This is a genomic window from Bacillus sp. 0909A (assembly GCF_036765115.1).
Lineage (GTDB): Bacteria > Bacillota > Bacilli > Bacillales > Bacillaceae > Bacillus > Bacillus mojavensis.
The window spans coordinates 182964-199267 of record NZ_JBAIZU010000005.1 but is presented as its reverse complement, the minus strand read 5'-3'; the positions used below and the strand labels follow the sequence as shown (position 1 = coordinate 199267).

Below are 16304 nucleotides of genomic sequence, written 5' to 3'. Positions count from 1 at the left end.
TCTAGGGGCTCTTTTTGTTCGATTTATAGATCGCGAATATATCTCTCGCCAATATCAAAACAAAAAATAAAAGCATCACCCATTCCGCAACCGATGTCATCTTGAAGCTGGACATATTATTATAAATGGCTTTTCCCAAACTGAACCCTTGAAGCATGTCCATAGAAACTGAAATCACTAACAAACAAATTAATAAAACAGCCGTCACGCCTAATATTTTCATCCTTCATCACCCTCCGCTTTTAGTGTCTATCTTTATGAGAGAGTTATACCCGATCGCCCAGTCACATGCATAATCCTGAGGCTAACAGGAAGAATATGAGAAAACGATTAGGAAAGGTATTTTGTGTATGCCGTCATTTTTTAAGCAAAAGAAAAATACCGAAACGAAAGACAGCCAGAAACAAGAAGATAGAAATCAGCAGAAAAAAGAACAAGGGCCTGTTCTGGCTTCCTCAAGTTTGGCGAAAAATGTGGCGGACGTGAAGAAGAAAGTCGGAAGCAGCTCTGATGTCATCATTCGGGAAGTGAAAGCAGGGGAACAGGATAATGTTCACCTGGCCATTATTTATGTCGCAGGTTTGGTTGATAATAATACGATTCATGAATCGTTAATCGAGCCTTTGATTCAGGATCAAGCCATCCAAAACGCCCATGCAATTAAGCAGATCCTTGAAAAAACGCTTCCGCTGGGCGGCGTAAAAGCTGAAAAGAGCTGGGACAAGCTGTTCACTGAATTGATGCTTGGAAATGCGCTGGTTTTTGCGGACGGTTCTGATGAGGCGCTTATTTGCAGCACCCAGGGGGGAGAGCACCGCTCCATTCAAGAGCCGAGCACCCAGGTGTCATTCCGGGGTCCGCGCCAAGGGTTTACAGAGTCTTTGCAAACCAATATTTCTATGATTCGGCGATATATTAAAAATCCCAATGTATGGGTCGAAAAAATGAAAATCGGTTCTGTGACAAATACGGATATCGCGCTTATGTACATTCAAGGCATTTGTGATGAAAAGGTGCTGAAGGAAGTGAGGCAGCGCCTGAAAAAAATAGACATTGACAGTATTTTGGAATCCGGATACATCGAGCAACTGATCGAAGATGAAACGTTTACGACGTTTCCGACCATGTATCACACGGAACGCCCTGACGTCGTCGCAGGAAATCTATTAGAAGGAAGATTTGCGATCGTTGTGGACGGAACACCGTTTGTTCTGATTGCCCCAGCCTTATTTATTCAATTTTTTCAGTCTGTTGAAGATTATTATTCACGCTTTGACATTGCGACAAGTATACGGATTCTGCGAATATTTATCTTTTTTATTTCACTTGTCGCACCGGCTGTTTATGTGGCAGCCACGACGTTTCATCAGGAAATGATTCCGACACAGCTGTTAGTCGTCATTGCTGCCCAGCGGGAAATCGTTCCGTTTCCGGCCGTTGTAGAAGCAATCACAATGGAGGTTGCGTTTGAGATTCTCAGGGAAGCTGGGGTTAGATTGCCGAGGGTTGTTGGATCGGCTGTGTCCATTGTAGGCGCGCTTGTTATCGGCCAAGCTGCAGTTCAGGCTGGTATCGTGTCTCCGGCAATGGTCATCATCGTTGCCATAACGGCCATTGCCAGCTTCGCAACGCCGGCGTTTGCCATGGCGATATCTGCCCGCCTCATTCGGTTTATTTTTATCATTGCTTCTGCCGTAATGGGTTTTTACGGGCTGGTATTAGGGATTATTATGATGTTTGTTCATTTATGCAGCCTGCGTTCCTTCGGTGTTCCTTATATGTCGCCGCTTGCGCCCTTTTCTTCACAAGGCGTGAAAGACACGCTGTTCCGTGTTCCTTGGTGGGCCGATCAAAAAAGGCCCGAATCCATCAGCAAGAAAGATAAGGTCCGCCAGGGGAAAGACCAGCGTCCTCAGCCGGATGGTTCACGCGGAATGGTGAACAAAGAGTTGAGAGAAGGAGATCATGATGATACGTAAACGTGTATTAGCCGTTATCATGCTTTTGAGCATCATTGTGCTGCCCGGCTGCTGGGATAAGCGTGAGCTGACAGATCTTGCGATTATTTCGGCAATCGGCATTGATCGGACAAATCAAGGGAATTACGTCCTGCACTTTCAAATCATTAATCCCGGAAACGTTGCCGGAGGGCTTCAGGGCGGGGGTGCGGGGGACAGACCGCCTATATCCGTCTATTCCATAGTAGGTGATAATATGACGGAAGCGCTGAGGAAAGCCTCTATGAAAGTATCCAGGCGGCTTTACTTTGCACACACCAACCTGGTCGTGGTCAGTGAAAAGCTGGCGAGAGAGGAAGGTTTAAATGTTGTGTTAGACAACCTTGACCGTGATACGGAATTCAGGACAACGGCAACGATTGTCATCGCCCATAAAACGAAAGCCGAAAACATCGTCAAAACGCTTACGCCGATTGATAAGATTCCGTCCAATAAAGTCAATAAAACACTCGACTTCACGCAAGCGCAATATGGGCGGGTGATTAAAACCAGTATTCAAGATGTCTTGAAAACACTTGCCATCACCACCGAAGCGCCGGTGATCCCCGGATACAGGATGATCGGGGACGATAAAAAAGGAGTCAGCCTGGAAAACACACAGGCGACTGACCCGCAAGCCATTCTTCAGGCAAACGGTCTGGCGGTGTTCGATAAAACAGGCCATTTAAAATATTGGATTGATGATAAGGAAAGCGTTGGGATCGTCTGGCTTAAGAATCAAATCCAGCACACCTTTATTAATGCCGATTGGGGCAAGACAAAAGATGCGGTAAGCTTACAGGTCACGCATCAGGCAACAAAGCTTACCCCGGAGATACGAAACGGCCGTCCCCGTATTCATGTCCACGTGACGGTTGAAGGCATAATAGACGCAGTAAAATATCCATTTCATTTGTCTGATCCAAAGGTGTTAGCCGATATCGAAAAAGTACTCAACAAACAGCTGGAAAAGGAAATCAGCCATGCGGTTGAAAACATAAAGGAACATAAAATTGACTTCATCGGATTCGGAGACACGATATACAGAAAGTATCCGAAGCAGTGGGAAAAAATGAGGGATACATGGGACAAAGAATATTTGCCTGATCTGCCTGTCGATGTAAAGGCGGAGACCTATATCAGAAGAACAGGGCTGCGAAATAATCCGCTCAGAAACCAGCTTAATCATGAATAGGTCGAGAAAGGAGAAGTGACAGATGGAAAAAGCCAAAATCAGCATTAGGCAGCTGTTTGTCATGATGATCATTTTTGAGCTGGGCAGCTCCTTATTGATTACACCGGGAACGATGGCGGGCCGGGATGCCTGGATCGCTGTGCTATTAGGCTGTGCAGTTGGTTTATTTCTTTTTTACTTGTATCAGGGGATCTATCAATGCTACCCGGATTTCTCCCCAAAAGAATACATGGATGATATGCTTGGAAAAAAACTGAGCTGGACCTTTTCGTTTCTATATATCTTATATTTTGCATATATTGCCGCCCGGGTGCTGCGTGATTTCGGAGAAATGCTGCTGACATTTGCTTACCATGATACTCCGATTATCATCGTGAATGCTTTATTAATGTTGGTCAGCATATATGCCGTCAGAAAAGGAATTGAAGTCCTGGCGCGGGCGGGTGAGCTTCTCTTCGGGGCCATGTATCTTTTGGGTGCGCTCGGTCTCGTGCTGATCATTGTATCGGGATCCATAGATCTAAAAAATTTAAAACCGGTTTTAGCAGATGGAATTTTTCCTGTTATTCATTCTGTTTTTACACAAACCATGTACGTGCCGTTCGGTGAAGTCGTATTATTTGTAATGATTTTCCCCAATCTCAATGATCGCAAGAATGTCAAAAAGACGGGGATGCTTGCTATGGTCATCAGCGGATTGGTTGTGGCGCTTACCGTAGCGATTAATATCAGTGTGCTTGATGTTGATCTGACATTGCGATCGCAGTTTCCGCTTTTAAGTACGATTCAGACAATCAAAGTGGAGGAATTTCTGGATCGGCTTGATATCTTTTTTATGCTGGCACTGATTATCGGCGGCTTCTTTAAAGTCAGCCTCTACCTGTATGCGGTGGTGGTGGGTACGTCGACTCTCTTTAAGGAAAAAAATCCTTCACAGCTGGCATATCCAATGGGACTGGGCATACTCATCCTCTCTATCACAATTGCCGCCAACTTTTCAGAGCATTTACATGAAGGGCTGAAGGTAGTGCCGCTGTACATTCATTTGCCCTTTCAATTGCTGTTTCCATTATTTCTGTTTATTCTCGCTGTTTGGAAAAAGAAAAGAAGAGAGAAATCAAAGCAGGCTGATAAACAGAAACAATAAAAAGAGCGGGGGGATGCAGCCGCCGCTCTTTTTACGTTCACTTCTATATAAAAGGGGGATATAGGTTGCGCCCCTGTCTGCACTGGCAGAGGCGCGTTTTTTATACGACTGCAGCGTTTTCCGTTACAGTAAAGCTTCCTCGTGAAAGTCTGATGTTCATGTCAGATACCCTTGCAATTTGTTCATCATGCGTCACCATGATAATGCATTTATTTTCTTTGTGCGCCAAATCCTGAAAGAGCCGCACAATTTCTTTTGACGTATCCTCGTCAAGGTTTCCGGTCGGTTCATCGGCTGCGATTAAATCGGTGTCACAGCAAAATGCTCTTGTAATCGAAACACGCTGCTGCTGTCCGCCGCTTAATGTCAGCACCTTTTGCCGGGCTTGTTTTTCGTTGATGCCGACCTTCTCCAGCATCTCCAACGCATATGCTTCTTTGTTCTTTTCCTTTGAACCTGTGATTTCCATGGCGGTTGTCACATTTTGCAGAGCTGTCATATATGGAAGCAGGTTGTACGCCTGAAAGACAATTGATACGTTTTTATTTCTGAAATTCGCCAGTCCGATTTTGGAAACAGCTTTTCCGCCATAAAGAATTTGTCCTTCTTTAGGTGCGTCAAGTCCGCCTGCCAGAGACAGGAAGGTCGTCTTTCCTGTCCCTGAAGTGCCGACGATTGTATATAATTTACCTTTTTCAAAGCTGATATTTATATCTTGAAACAAGGGCTGGCTTTTGTCTTTATACCAATAGCCGACCTGTTGAAATTCTAATAAGCTCATTCGTTTCGCCTCTTTCTATTCCTGTTTAGTCAATATTGTTTTCGGATGGAGCCTCAGTACTGAAATAGACGGCAGCAGTGTTGCAATCACAGCGATTACCATTCCGATTCCGCCAAGAACAAGCATATCGTTCATTGAAACGGCCACATTCAGTGAATCAATGACGTCCGCGTTTGAAGAGCTTTGGCTGAACATTCCGCGGCCCATGCCGCCCCCGCCGCCGGGCATTTGGCCGCTTGCGGTTTGTGTTGAATCAGTTGATGAACTGATCTGCTGGGATAAGAGCTGATTACCAAGCTGGTTGGCGACCAGATTTCCAGTCACTGATGCAATGCCGATGGCCACAACAGCCACGATCAGTATCTCAGCTAAGAACTGGCCAATCAGCTTCCACCGTTTTTCACCGATAGCCATTAACACACCCATCTCATATTTGCGCTCTCTGATTGACATCATGACAATGAGGCCTAGAATGACAGCGCCTGCCACTGATACAAGATACACAACGTTTTTAGAGAAAGAAGCTACATTTTCGATCGGGCCGACCATTTGCTGATAAAGTTGATCGTTTGTATTTAATGTAAACGTATCAAAGTCGATTGACGTCTTCTTCGCTGCTTTAACGAATGCATCAATATGTTCAGCATCGTCCATATAATAAACAGCTGAATCAATCGTGTTTTTATAATCGTCACCTTTCAGAGCAGCTGTTGCTGTGTAAGGTGTGTACAGCTTATTGTAAGGATTTAAGAATGAGAAATTCTGGGCTTGGTCATCGCCTGAAGACGTTGTTTTATAAATACCGACAATCTTCAGTTTGACTGTTGTGTCTTCGTCTGTTGCTGATTCAATTGTGATGGAATCCCCAACGCTTAGATCATTTTCTTCTGCTAATGTTTCATTGATCACTGTGACTTTTTTGCCGACATCAGATTTTGTAATCGCGCGCCCGTCTGTGATTTTTGCATCTCCGTCAGAGAATTCCTCTAACAGCGACGTGCTGATGACACCTTCAATCGAAAGATCAGCTTGAACCATTTGTTTTCCGCCTTGCATTGGAGCGCCTTTTGTATCGTTTGAGCTTGAGTCTGTGCTCGAATCACTGGAGCTTGAGCTTTCAATCGCATCGAAGTTTCCGGCGTTGGCTGAAGCTGATGTAATGAAGTTGTAGCTCTTCACATGATCAAGCGCTGTCAGCTTATTGGCATCAGACACTTTTATCGGTGTAGATTCGAAGCTGCGTTTTTCACCGCTGTCCTGCTGCTTCTCCATTTGTTTTTGGCGGTCAACTTGAAGGGTAACGGTTCCGCCCAGCTCCTGTCTGGCAAGGTCGCTGGATTTTTGAGCTGCTGACTGGATCGTGAGGCCAGACAGAACAAATATACAAATGACTGTAAACACAAATAACTGCAAAAACGTTTTTCCTTTTTTGGCCCTCATGTTCCAAAAAGCCCGTTTGATAAAATTCATTTATGTTCCTCCGTATAGGTATTTTTATGGATAAGACCGCCTGTGAGGCAGGCCCGCTTGTTGATAAATTTATAGTAGTCCAAAGGTATGAAAAAAATATGAACAATCTATTTCTAGTTGATGAAATAAAAACTAACAATTGTGGAACCTAAAATCTTCTGTATAAAATGGTGCTATTATAGAAAAAAGCATCTAAACAATCGGAGGAACCAATGAAAATTTTAATGATAGAAGATAACGTTAGTGTTTGTACGATGACAGAAATGTTCTTTTTTAAGGAAGGTTTTGAAGCTGAATTTGTTCATGACGGTTTAGAGGGGTATCAGCGTTTTGCGGAAGGAAATTGGGATTTGGTGATTCTGGATATTATGCTTCCGTCTATGGACGGCGTAACCATCTGCAGAAAAATAAGGGAGACAAGCACGGTTCCGATTATCATGCTGACTGCCAAAGACACCGAATCAGATCAGGTGATCGGCTTTGAGATGGGTGCGGACGATTATGTGACGAAGCCATTCAGCCCGCTGACATTGGTTGCCCGCATCAAAGCCGTGATCAGAAGATATCAGGCGACGGGCAAGGCGGCAGTGGAAGAAGATACGATTGAATCGGAATGCTTTAAAATTAATAAAAAGACAAGAGAAGTATTTTTAAACGGAAAGCCTGTTGAAAACCTTACACCTAAGGAATTTGACCTGCTTTATTACCTTGTGCAGAACCCGCGGCAGGTGTTTTCCAGAGAGCAGCTGCTAGAGCAGGTATGGGGCTATCAGTTCTACGGAGACGAACGGACTGTCGATGTTCATATTAAACGGCTGCGGAAAAAGCTTGCAAGTGAGGACAGGCCTTTCCTATATACTGTATGGGGAGTAGGGTATAAATTTGATGAGGATTAAATATTTATATCAGCTGCTGCTGAGCCATGTCAGCATATTAATTTTAGCATTTGTTATCATTATTTCTCTTTTTTCTCACTTCGTGAAAGAGTTTGCCTACCAAAATAAAGTAGAGGAACTGACGTCATATGCGGTGCAGATTGCAAGCGAATTTCAAACCGGCCAGGTTGATATACGCCGGCTGTACCCATATCAGGACATTTTAAGGACAAGAAAAACACAGTTTATCATCTTTAATGAAGCCCAGGTGCCTTATTTTCACCCTGAAGACTTTCACCCAAGGGAAAAGCTGAAGAAAGCGGAGTGGGAGAAGCTGAAAAAAGGGCAGACAGTCATGAACAGAGCGGATGGCCGCTTTAACGATGAGGTTTCCCTTGTGGCACAGCCGATTTTTGTTAACAATGAATTTAAAGGTGCGGTACTGCTGATTTCTCCGATCAGCGGCGTTGAGCAAATGATTAATCAGGTCAATCTCTATATGTTTTACGCGATGATCAGCACGCTTGTCATTACCATTCTCGTCAGCTGGCTGCTCTCCAAATTCCATGTGAAACGAATTCAAAAGCTGAGAGAAGCAACGGATAAAGTAGCTTCCGGCGACTATGACATTCACTTGGAAAACAGCTATCGGGATGAAATCGGGGTGCTGGCGTCTGACTTTAATATCATGGCAAAGAAATTAAAGCAGTCAAGGGATGAAATCGACCGGCTCGAGAAGCGGAGAAGGCAGTTTATTGCCGATGTATCCCATGAATTAAGAACGCCGCTGACAACCATTAACGGTTTGGTTGAAGGGCTGAACAGCAATACAATTCCAGAGGAAAATAAAGAAAAATGCTTCTCGCTCATCAGTGAGGAAACGAAGCGAATGCTGCGGCTCGTCAAAGAAAATCTCGATTATGAAAAGATCAGATCACAGCAAATCACTTTGAACAAGCTTGACGTTCCGCTGATAGAGGTATTCGAAATCATTAAAGAGCACCTTGAACAGCAGGCGGATGAAAAGCAAAATAAGCTGGTGATTCAGGTGGAGGACAGCGTGATCGTTCATGCCGACTATGACCGGTTAATCCAAATCCTCATGAACATTACGAAAAACAGCATCCAATTTACACAACACGGGGACATTTGGCTGCGGGGAACAGAAGGATATAAAGAGACCATTATCGAGATTGAAGATACGGGAATCGGCATTTCAAAAGAGGATATCGAGCATATTTGGGAGCGATTCTATAAAGCTGATATTTCAAGAACGAACACGGCGTACGGAGAATACGGCCTCGGCCTCTCCATCGTCAAGCAGCTTGTTGAAATGCATCAAGGTACAATAGACATTAAGAGTGAACAAGGGAAAGGCACAACATTCATTATCCGCTTTCCTTTACCTGCAAAACAGCAATAAATCATGTAAGGCGGCGGCATATCATCAGATGCTGCCGCCTTCTTTCTCATATCGCTTCGGTATTCCTTTTTTTATTGCGTGCTCCCGAAATAAAGTTTGCGTGTTTTTCGGGTTAGGACAGTCTGTAAACATGATAAAATATGACATAAACAGTTTTTGATGGGAGAGGGTGAAGGAATGAAGAGCGGGGTAATTCCTTCTTCAGCGGTCGGTCAAAAAATTAACGAGTGGTACAAATATATCCGGACCTTCAGTGTACCGGATGCCGAGGTGCTAAAAGCTGAAATCCAGCAGGAACTGAAACACATGCAGCATGACTCCAACTTGCTGTTATATTACTCACTAATGGAATTTCGCCACCAGCTTATGCTTGATTATCTCGAGCCGCTGGAGAAATTAAATATCGAAGACCAGCCAAGCCTGTCTGAATTATCACGAAATATAGACAGCAACCAAGCTGACCTAAAAGGGCTTCTTGATTACTATGTGAATTTTTTCCGCGGAATGTATGAGTTTGATAAGCGGGAATTTATTTCTGCCATTACATATTACAAACAGGCGGAGAAAAAACTTTCTTTTGTTTCCGATCATATTGAACGGGCTGAATTTTATTTTAAAATCGCGGAAGCTTATTATTATATGAAGCAAACGTACTTTTCATTGATTCATATCAAGAATGCATATGAAATTTATGTAGAGCAGGAAACCTATAATGTTCGGATTATCCAATGCCATTTCGTGTTCGGGGTTAACCTCATGGATGAGAGAAATTTCGAACAAGCCGCACGGCATTTTAAATTGGCGCTGGAGATGGCGGAAGCGGAACAAAGAGCCCAATTGGTTGGAAGAGCATTTTATAATTTGGGGCTGTGTTATTACAATCAAGACCTTCTCGACCCTGCCATTGACCATTTTGAGAAAGCGGTTTCTACTTTTGAAAACAGCAGAATCACCAATTCTCTGCCTCAGGCATATTTTTTAATAACACTTATTTATTATAAACGCGGAAAACATGAGAAGGCTTCGGAATATCACAAGAGGGGCTATGAATATGCTAAAGAAACAGACGATGCAGATTACGCGGTAAAATTTGAGTTTTTACAATCCCTATATCAGGCACAGCCCAATACAGAAGGAATCGAACGATGTTTTCAATACTTAAAAAATAAAAATATGTATGCTGATATAGAGGATTTAGCCCTAGAAGTAGCAAAATATTACTATGAACAAAAATGGTTTGAACTGTCTGCTTCCTACTTTCTTAGAGTTGAAGAGGCAAGAAAACAAATACAAAGGAGTGAAGGTTTGTATGAAATTGAAATCTAAGTTATTTGTTATTTGTTTGGCTGCAGCAGCTGTTTTTACAGCGGTTGGCGTCTCTGCACATGCTGAAGCATCCGACTTTCATGTCACAGAAAGAGGAATGACGTAAGAACCAGGCCCCTTCTCAATAAGAGAAGGGGTTTTCTTCTAAAGAAACAGCGACGCAGGATATGAATCTTACGGCACCGCCTGATTCATGGAGATTCCTTTTTCTTAGTAGCCTCCGTTAAAAAATGCAGTTCCCACGATAATTAAGAGGATAAATAACACAACAATCAAAGCAAAAGAGTTTCCGTAACCAGACATCTAATGCCACCTCCTTGTGAGATACTTTATGATATGCTGCATAAACGCGGCGGACAGGGCTTTCAGATAGGGATTGAAAAATAAAGAAAACAACTAATAAAACGCCGCAGGACAATGATATTATCTTACGGCGCTTTACTGCAGACTTAGAAGCCTCTTGCAAATGCAGTACCTGCGATAATTAATAGAATAAACAATACAACGATTAAAGCGAAAGAACCGAAGCCGTAACCGCCGCCGTTAGAGAATCCTGACCTCCCTATGATGGATGCGGAAACGGAAAGATGAATAGGGGGAATAGTGGACAAGGCAGAATGAAAAATTCATCTATCGACGCGGGCAATATAAAAAGCGGGCCCTGCCGCCCGCTTTTATGTATAAACTAAGAGACCAGCACTCCCGCGAAAAACTCCTGGTATAATGCTTGGACGGCTTTTCTTTCTTCGGCTTCTTTTACGCCGAACATCATGCTCACTTCAGAAGATCCTTGGTTAATCATTTCGATATTCACTTTCGCCTCTGATAAGGCTTTGGCTGCTCTTGCCGTTGTGCCGACATTATGGCGCATTGCTTCTCCTACAACCATAATCAGCGCCAGATTGTGCTCGACAATAACTTCATCGGCGTGAAGATCCTCTTTAATCTGCTTCATGACGCTTCGTTCAACCGAAGCATCCATTTGACCCTGTCTTAAGATGATCGTCATGTCATCAATTCCCGATGGAACATGCTCATACGTTAAACCGTGTTCTTCAAGGATTTGCAGGGCTCTGCGGCCAAACCCGATTTCTCTGTTCATTAAATACTTGCTGATATAAATGCTGCAAAAGCCGGTATCGCTGGCAATACCGACGACAGGCCCGTTTGTGTTATCGCGTTTGCTGACGACGCGTGTTCCGTTCGCCGACGGGTTGTTCGTATTTTTGATCTGCACGGGAATGCCCGCTCTGAAGGCCGGAATGAGCGCTTCATCGTGAAACACTGAAAAGCCTGCGTACGACAGCTCGCGCATCTCTCTGTATGTCAGCTCGTGGATTTCCTTCGGGTTGTCAACAATGGAAGGATTAACTGAATACACAGCATCTACATCAGTAAAGTTTTCGTACAGATCGGCCTGAAGACCATTGGCCAAAATAGAGCCTGTAATATCAGAACCGCTCCGTGAAAATGTCATCACATCGCCATCCTTGCTGAAACCGAAAAAGCCGGGGAATATGATGAGGCCTTCACGCTCTCTCAGCTGATAGAGATTTTGATACGATTCAGGCAGCACCTGCGCGTTGCCGGGTTCATTTGTGACAAATAGGCCGGCATCCTTCGGGTTTACATATTCCGCTTTCACGCCTTTGTGGCGGAAATAGGCGGCGATCAGCTTAGCGTTGTTATCCTCACCGCTTGCTTTGACAGCGTCCAGATATTGTTCGGGATTGCTTTTATCTCCTTCTAAAAGCGTAAACAAATCATCGCGGATTTTTTCTATAATACACGGCTCAAGCTGAAGCTCATTTGCGATCAAAGCATAGCGTTCAATGACCGCTTCCGCCAGTTCAGGGGAGCTTCCGGATGATAAATACTGTTCAGCACATGTGATTAAGAGATCAGTCACTTTCGTATCCTCGGAATAGCGTTTGCCCGGAGCCGACACCACTACAGCTTTGCGTGCGGGATCTGAGGTTACGATTTGAAACACCTTTTCAAGCTGTGCGCCTGAAGCGAGTGAGCTGCCTCCGAATTTAACGACCTTCATGTTTACATCTCCTAATATTTAAAATTTTCACACAAATTTAGTATTTATTATCCCTCTTTCAGTTTTGTAAATCAAGGGAAAATTTCTATGTCGAAAGAACATTTGTATTTTCAGAGAGGAATTGTGTCAGGTTTGATGCCGAAGCTGAAGCACAGTGAAGATAAATATGGTAAACAGACTAACGATTTGTGATGGAAAATGGTTTGAATTATGAGTAAAATTGAATAGATGACGAGGTTAATATTTTTAAAGAATATTGACTAACACTAGAAAAGTGGTAATATGTAAATGATAATGATAATCAATTACTATATGGCCATATTGTTTTGAGTCCTTGCGGAGTAGGAGATACGTTCTTTTTGCTGTAAGGATGTAAGGAGGCAGCATGAAGCTACGTTACTTATTTTTTCTACTTATCATATTAGCAGTCACTTCTGTATTTATCGGCGTAGAAGATCTGTCGCCGCTTGATCTCTTCGATCTAAGCAAAGAAGAGGCATCAACACTCTTTGCCAGCCGTTTGCCGCGGCTGATCAGCATTTTAATCGCAGGGATGAGCATGAGCATCTGCGGCTTGATTATGCAGCAGATCACCAGGAACAAATTCGTGTCACCGACGACAGCCGGCACGATGGACTGGGCGAGGCTGGGAATCTTAATATCCTTGCTTCTGTTTACATCGGCAAGTCCATTAATGAAAATGCTGATTGCTTTTGTCTTTGCTTTAGTTGGTAATTTTCTGTTTATGAAAATTCTTGAAAGAATTAAGTTTAACGACACCATCTTTATTCCGCTTGTCGGTTTAATGCTCGGAAATATCGTCAGCTCAATCGCGACGTTTATCGCGTATAAATATGACTTGATCCAAAACGTGTCATCATGGCTTCAGGGGGATTTCTCCTTAGTTGTGAAAGGGAGATACGAGCTTCTCTACCTGAGTATTCCGCTTGTCATCATTGCCTATGTTTATGCGGATAAATTTACAGTGGCGGGTATGGGAGAAAGTTTTTCTGTCAACCTTGGCCTCAAGTATAAACGGGTTGTGAACATCGGGCTCATTATCGTATCCCTGATTACGTCACTTGTCATTTTGACTGTCGGTATGCTTCCGTTTCTCGGTTTAATCATCCCGAACATTGTATCGATTTACAGAGGAGACAACCTGAAAAACAGCCTGCCGCACACTGCGCTGCTGGGAGCGGTTTTTGTTCTGTTTTGCGATATATTGGGCAGAGTCATTATCTTCCCTTATGAAATCTCGATTGGTCTGATGGTCGGAATCATCGGCAGCGGCATTTTCCTGTTTATGCTGTTAAGGAGAAAAGCGTATGCGTAACCAGATGAAAATTGCGTTGCTTGTTGGTATAGCTGTTGTATGTATCGGTTTATTTCTGTTTTATGACTTAGGGAATTGGGATTACACACTGCCGAGAAGAATCAAAAAAGTCGCTGCCATTATGCTGACAGGCGGAGCGATTGCGTTTTCAACAATGATCTTCCAAACGATCTCGAATAATCGCATCCTGACGCCCAGCATTTTAGGCCTTGATTCTCTCTATATGCTGATTCAGACCGTCATCATCTTTTTGTTCGGTTCAATGAATATCGTAATCATGAATAAAAACATCAACTTCATCATCTCTGTGTTGCTGATGGTGCTGTTTTCTTTTGTTCTCTATCAGATCATGTTCAAAGGTGAGGGGAAAAATATCTTCTTCCTTCTGCTCATCGGAATCGTGTTCGGCACGCTGTTTAGCAGCCTGTCTTCCTTTATGCAGATGCTGATTGACCCGAATGAGTTTCAGGTTGTGCAGGACAAAATGTTTGCCAGCTTTAACAACATCAACACTGATCTGTTATGGCTCGCCTTTATCATCTTCCTGCTGACCGGTATCTATGTCTGGCGTTTTACGAGATTTTTTGACGTGCTTTCACTCGGCCGTGAACACGCTGTCAATTTGGGCATTAACTACGACAAAGTTGTTAAACAGATGCTGATCGTGATCGCGATCCTTGTTTCTGTTTCTACAGCGCTTGTCGGCCCGATTATGTTCTTGGGGCTTCTCGTCGTTAACCTGGCGAGAGAATTTCTGAAAACATATAAGCATTCATACTTAATCGCAGGTTCTGTTTTAATCAGCATTATTGCGTTAGTCGGGGGACAGTTTTTGGTTGAGAAAGTATTCACCTTCTCAACGACGCTGAGCGTTATTATTAATTTTGCCGGCGGGATTTATTTTATCTACTTGCTGTTAAAGGAGAATAAATCATGGTAGAGGTCAAAAATGTAAGCAAACAATATGGAGGGAAAGTTGTCCTTGAAGAGACGTCAGTCACGATTCAAAAAGGCAAAATCACCTCGTTTATCGGTCCTAACGGCGCCGGCAAAAGTACGCTGCTGTCTATTATGAGCCGCCTGATCAAAAAGGATTCCGGTGAGATTTTCATAGACGGAGAAGAGATCGGAACCTGCGACAGCAAAGAGCTTGCCAAAAAAATGAGCATTTTGAAGCAGGCGAACCAAATTAATATCAGGCTCACCATCAAAGACCTCGTCAGCTTCGGCAGATTTCCGTACTCACAGGGACGGCTGACAGAGGAAGACTGGGTTCATATCAACCAGGCGCTCGGCTATATGAAGCTGGAGGAGATTCAGGATAAGTACTTGGATCAGCTGAGCGGCGGACAGTGCCAAAGGGCGTTTATCGCAATGGTCATTGCCCAGGACACGGACTACATATTTCTTGATGAGCCGCTGAACAACCTGGATATGAAACATTCAGTTGAAATTATGAAGCTTCTGAAGAGGCTGGTAGAGGAGCTTGGAAAAACAATCGTGATCGTGATTCACGATATCAACTTTGCTTCCGTATACTCCGATCATATCGTTGCTTTGAAAAACGGCCGAATCGTAAAAGAGGGGCCGCCGGAGGAGATCATTGAGACCTCTGTGCTCGAAGAAATTTACGATATGACCATCCCGATTCAGACGATTGATAATCAAAGAATAGGTGTTTATTTTTCTTAATATATAGAAGAGGTGAAGAGCATGAAAAAGTTTGCATTATTATTCATCGCTTTGGTGACGGCAGTTGTCATTTCTGCATGCGGAAATCAAAGCACAAGCAGCAGCAAAGGTTCTGATTCGAAGGAAGAACAAATCACAGTGAAACACTTACTGGACAAAAATGGCACAAAAGTACCAAAGAACCCTAAAAAAGTAGTCGTATTCGATTTTGGAAGCTTAGATACGTTAGATAAACTTGGTCTTGACGATAAAGTAGCGGGCCTTCCGAAACAAGCGCTTCCAAGCTATCTGTCCAAATTCAAAGATGACAAATATGCTGATGTCGGAAGCTTAAAAGAGCCAGACTTTGAAAAAGTAGCTGACTTGGATCCTGATCTCATTATTATCTCAGGAAGACAATCTGAGTCTTACAAAGAATTCTCTAAAATTGCGCCGACGATTTACCTTGGCGTAGACACAGCGAAATACATGGAATCATTTAAATCAGATGCACAAACAATCGGAAAAATCTTTGATAAAGAAGATGAAGTAAAGGACGAACTTGCAACAATTGATAACTCAATTGCAGATCTTAAGAAAAAAGCTGAAAAGCTGAATAAAAACGGTCTTGTGATTATGGCGAACGACGGCAAGATCAGCGCCTTTGGTTCTAAATCAAGATACGGCCTGATCCATGACGTATTCGGCGTGACACCGGCTGATAAAAATATCAAAGCCTCTACTCACGGACAAAGCGTTTCCTATGAGTACATTTCAAAAACAAACCCGGATTACCTGTTTGTTATTGACCGCGGTACAGCAATCGGAGAAACATCATCTACAAAACAAGTCGTTGAAAACGACTATGTGAAAAACGTAAACGCCGTGAAAAACGATCATGTCGTATACCTTGATTCAGCTACTTGGTACTTATCAGGAGGCGGACTTGAGTCTATGACGCAAATGATTAAAGAAGTGAAAGACGGTTTAGCGAAGTAAAACGAAAAAGAGCCTCCGCTCTCAAAGCGGGGCT

Annotated in this window: 17 protein-coding genes; 11 read left to right on the top strand and 6 right to left on the bottom strand. The window is 43.4% G+C overall.

Annotation, left to right across the window (positions count from 1 at the left end; all coding sequences use genetic code 11):
* Position 1: 1 nt before the first annotated feature.
* Positions 2 to 223 (bottom strand): hypothetical protein, encoded by a 222-nt coding sequence (locus V6D42_RS17485; protein WP_229149888.1) that lies wholly within the window; start codon positions 221 to 223, stop codon positions 2 to 4.
* A gap of 127 nt (positions 224 to 350) precedes the next feature.
* Between V6D42_RS17485 and gerKA the strand changes: the two genes are divergently transcribed.
* Genes gerKA through V6D42_RS17470 form a run of 3 tightly spaced genes read left to right on the top strand, consistent with a single transcriptional unit; the run spans position 351 to position 4339 of the window.
* A complete protein-coding gene (gerKA, locus tag V6D42_RS17480) occupies positions 351 to 1979 on the top strand; it encodes a spore germination protein GerKA (protein WP_333514077.1) in 1629 nt (542 codons plus the stop codon).
* Positions 1969 to 3192, top strand: coding sequence for a Ger(x)C family spore germination protein (locus tag V6D42_RS17475; protein WP_333514076.1), 1224 nt, complete (start codon positions 1969 to 1971; stop codon positions 3190 to 3192). The genes gerKA and V6D42_RS17475 overlap by 11 nt, the downstream gene beginning before the upstream one ends.
* Before the next feature lie 22 nt (positions 3193 to 3214).
* Positions 3215 to 4339, top strand: coding sequence for a spore germination protein (locus tag V6D42_RS17470; protein ID WP_333514075.1), 1125 nt, complete (start codon positions 3215 to 3217; stop codon positions 4337 to 4339).
* A gap of 100 nt (positions 4340 to 4439) precedes the next feature.
* Here V6D42_RS17470 and V6D42_RS17465 read toward each other — a convergent pair whose 3' ends face one another.
* Positions 4440 to 5120, bottom strand: a complete 681-nt coding sequence (locus tag V6D42_RS17465) for an ABC transporter ATP-binding protein (protein ID WP_333514074.1) — start codon at positions 5118 to 5120, stop codon at positions 4440 to 4442.
* A 15-nt stretch (positions 5121 to 5135) separates the two neighbouring features.
* Positions 5136 to 6590, bottom strand: coding sequence for an ABC transporter permease (locus tag V6D42_RS17460; RefSeq protein ID WP_333514073.1), 1455 nt, complete (start codon positions 6588 to 6590; stop codon positions 5136 to 5138).
* A gap of 212 nt (positions 6591 to 6802) precedes the next feature.
* Here V6D42_RS17460 and yclJ point away from each other — a divergent pair, with 212 nt between their 5' ends.
* The 4 genes from yclJ (at position 6803) to V6D42_RS17440 (ending at position 10320) form a co-directional block, all read left to right on the top strand.
* Positions 6803 to 7486, top strand: a complete 684-nt coding sequence (yclJ, locus tag V6D42_RS17455; protein ID WP_010333020.1) for a two-component system response regulator YclJ — start codon at positions 6803 to 6805, stop codon at positions 7484 to 7486.
* Positions 7473 to 8888 carry a HAMP domain-containing sensor histidine kinase gene (locus V6D42_RS17450; protein WP_333514072.1) on the top strand — a complete coding sequence of 472 codons (1416 nt, stop codon included), beginning with the start codon at positions 7473 to 7475 and terminating at the stop codon, positions 8886 to 8888. The genes yclJ and V6D42_RS17450 overlap by 14 nt, the downstream gene beginning before the upstream one ends.
* Positions 8889 to 9065: 177 nt before the next feature.
* Positions 9066 to 10214, top strand: coding sequence for a response regulator aspartate phosphatase RapC (rapC, locus tag V6D42_RS17445; protein WP_168746930.1), 1149 nt, complete (start codon positions 9066 to 9068; stop codon positions 10212 to 10214).
* The gene (locus V6D42_RS17440; RefSeq protein ID WP_010333023.1) at positions 10198 to 10320 is read left to right on the top strand and encodes a PhrC/PhrF family phosphatase-inhibitory pheromone; all 123 of its coding nucleotides are present in this window, start codon (positions 10198 to 10200) and stop codon (positions 10318 to 10320) included. The genes rapC and V6D42_RS17440 overlap by 17 nt, the downstream gene beginning before the upstream one ends.
* A gap of 104 nt (positions 10321 to 10424) precedes the next feature.
* On the opposite strand, the gene V6D42_RS17435 is transcribed toward V6D42_RS17440, so the two are convergent.
* From V6D42_RS17435 to V6D42_RS17425, 3 genes are all read right to left on the bottom strand, one after another.
* Entirely contained in the window at positions 10425 to 10517 is a 93-nt protein-coding gene (locus V6D42_RS17435; protein WP_024120214.1) for a YjcZ family sporulation protein, read from the bottom strand.
* 146 nt (positions 10518 to 10663) lie between these two features.
* A complete protein-coding gene (locus V6D42_RS17430) occupies positions 10664 to 10780 on the bottom strand; it encodes a YjcZ family sporulation protein (RefSeq protein WP_333514097.1) in 117 nt (38 codons plus the stop codon).
* A 119-nt stretch (positions 10781 to 10899) separates the two neighbouring features.
* Positions 10900 to 12264 carry an aspartate kinase gene (locus V6D42_RS17425; RefSeq protein ID WP_333514071.1) on the bottom strand — a complete coding sequence of 455 codons (1365 nt, stop codon included), beginning with the start codon at positions 12262 to 12264 and terminating at the stop codon, positions 10900 to 10902.
* Positions 12265 to 12649: 385 nt separating this feature from the next.
* Between V6D42_RS17425 and yclN the strand changes: the two genes are divergently transcribed.
* From yclN to V6D42_RS17405, 4 genes are read left to right on the top strand one after another with little or no spacing between them, the layout of a single operon-like run.
* Positions 12650 to 13600 carry a petrobactin ABC transporter permease YclN gene (gene yclN, locus V6D42_RS17420; RefSeq protein WP_010333025.1) on the top strand — a complete coding sequence of 317 codons (951 nt, stop codon included), beginning with the start codon at positions 12650 to 12652 and terminating at the stop codon, positions 13598 to 13600.
* A complete protein-coding gene (gene yclO / locus V6D42_RS17415) occupies positions 13593 to 14540 on the top strand; it encodes a petrobactin ABC transporter permease YclO (RefSeq protein ID WP_333514070.1) in 948 nt (315 codons plus the stop codon). The genes yclN and yclO overlap by 8 nt, the downstream gene beginning before the upstream one ends.
* Entirely contained in the window at positions 14534 to 15292 is a 759-nt protein-coding gene (gene yclP / locus V6D42_RS17410) for a petrobactin ABC transporter ATP-binding protein YclP (RefSeq protein WP_333514069.1), read from the top strand. The genes yclO and yclP overlap by 7 nt, the downstream gene beginning before the upstream one ends.
* A 21-nt stretch (positions 15293 to 15313) precedes the next feature.
* Positions 15314 to 16270, top strand: coding sequence for a siderophore ABC transporter substrate-binding protein (locus tag V6D42_RS17405; RefSeq protein WP_333514068.1), 957 nt, complete (start codon positions 15314 to 15316; stop codon positions 16268 to 16270).
* Positions 16271 to 16304: the final 34 nt, after the last annotated feature.

Coding starts and splice junctions, on each gene's coding strand:
- V6D42_RS17475 (WP_333514076.1), top strand. CDS start 1,969: ATGATACGTAAACGTGTATTAGCCGTTATCATGCTTTTGAGCATCATT.
- V6D42_RS17465 (WP_333514074.1), bottom strand. CDS start 5,120: ATGAGCTTATTAGAATTTCAACAGGTCGGCTATTGGTATAAAGACAAA.
- V6D42_RS17485 (WP_229149888.1), bottom strand. CDS start 223: ATGAAAATATTAGGCGTGACGGCTGTTTTATTAATTTGTTTGTTAGTG.
- yclP (WP_333514069.1), top strand. CDS start 14,534: ATGGTAGAGGTCAAAAATGTAAGCAAACAATATGGAGGGAAAGTTGTC.
- V6D42_RS17460 (WP_333514073.1), bottom strand. CDS start 6,590: ATGAATTTTATCAAACGGGCTTTTTGGAACATGAGGGCCAAAAAAGGA.
- V6D42_RS17425 (WP_333514071.1), bottom strand. CDS start 12,264: ATGAAGGTCGTTAAATTCGGAGGCAGCTCACTCGCTTCAGGCGCACAG.
- V6D42_RS17440 (WP_010333023.1), top strand. CDS start 10,198: ATGAAATTGAAATCTAAGTTATTTGTTATTTGTTTGGCTGCAGCAGCT.
- yclO (WP_333514070.1), top strand. CDS start 13,593: ATGCGTAACCAGATGAAAATTGCGTTGCTTGTTGGTATAGCTGTTGTA.
- V6D42_RS17435 (WP_024120214.1), bottom strand. CDS start 10,517: ATGTCTGGTTACGGAAACTCTTTTGCTTTGATTGTTGTGTTATTTATC.
- yclJ (WP_010333020.1), top strand. CDS start 6,803: ATGAAAATTTTAATGATAGAAGATAACGTTAGTGTTTGTACGATGACA.
- yclN (WP_010333025.1), top strand. CDS start 12,650: ATGAAGCTACGTTACTTATTTTTTCTACTTATCATATTAGCAGTCACT.
- V6D42_RS17470 (WP_333514075.1), top strand. CDS start 3,215: ATGGAAAAAGCCAAAATCAGCATTAGGCAGCTGTTTGTCATGATGATC.
- rapC (WP_168746930.1), top strand. CDS start 9,066: ATGAAGAGCGGGGTAATTCCTTCTTCAGCGGTCGGTCAAAAAATTAAC.
- gerKA (WP_333514077.1), top strand. CDS start 351: ATGCCGTCATTTTTTAAGCAAAAGAAAAATACCGAAACGAAAGACAGC.
- V6D42_RS17405 (WP_333514068.1), top strand. CDS start 15,314: ATGAAAAAGTTTGCATTATTATTCATCGCTTTGGTGACGGCAGTTGTC.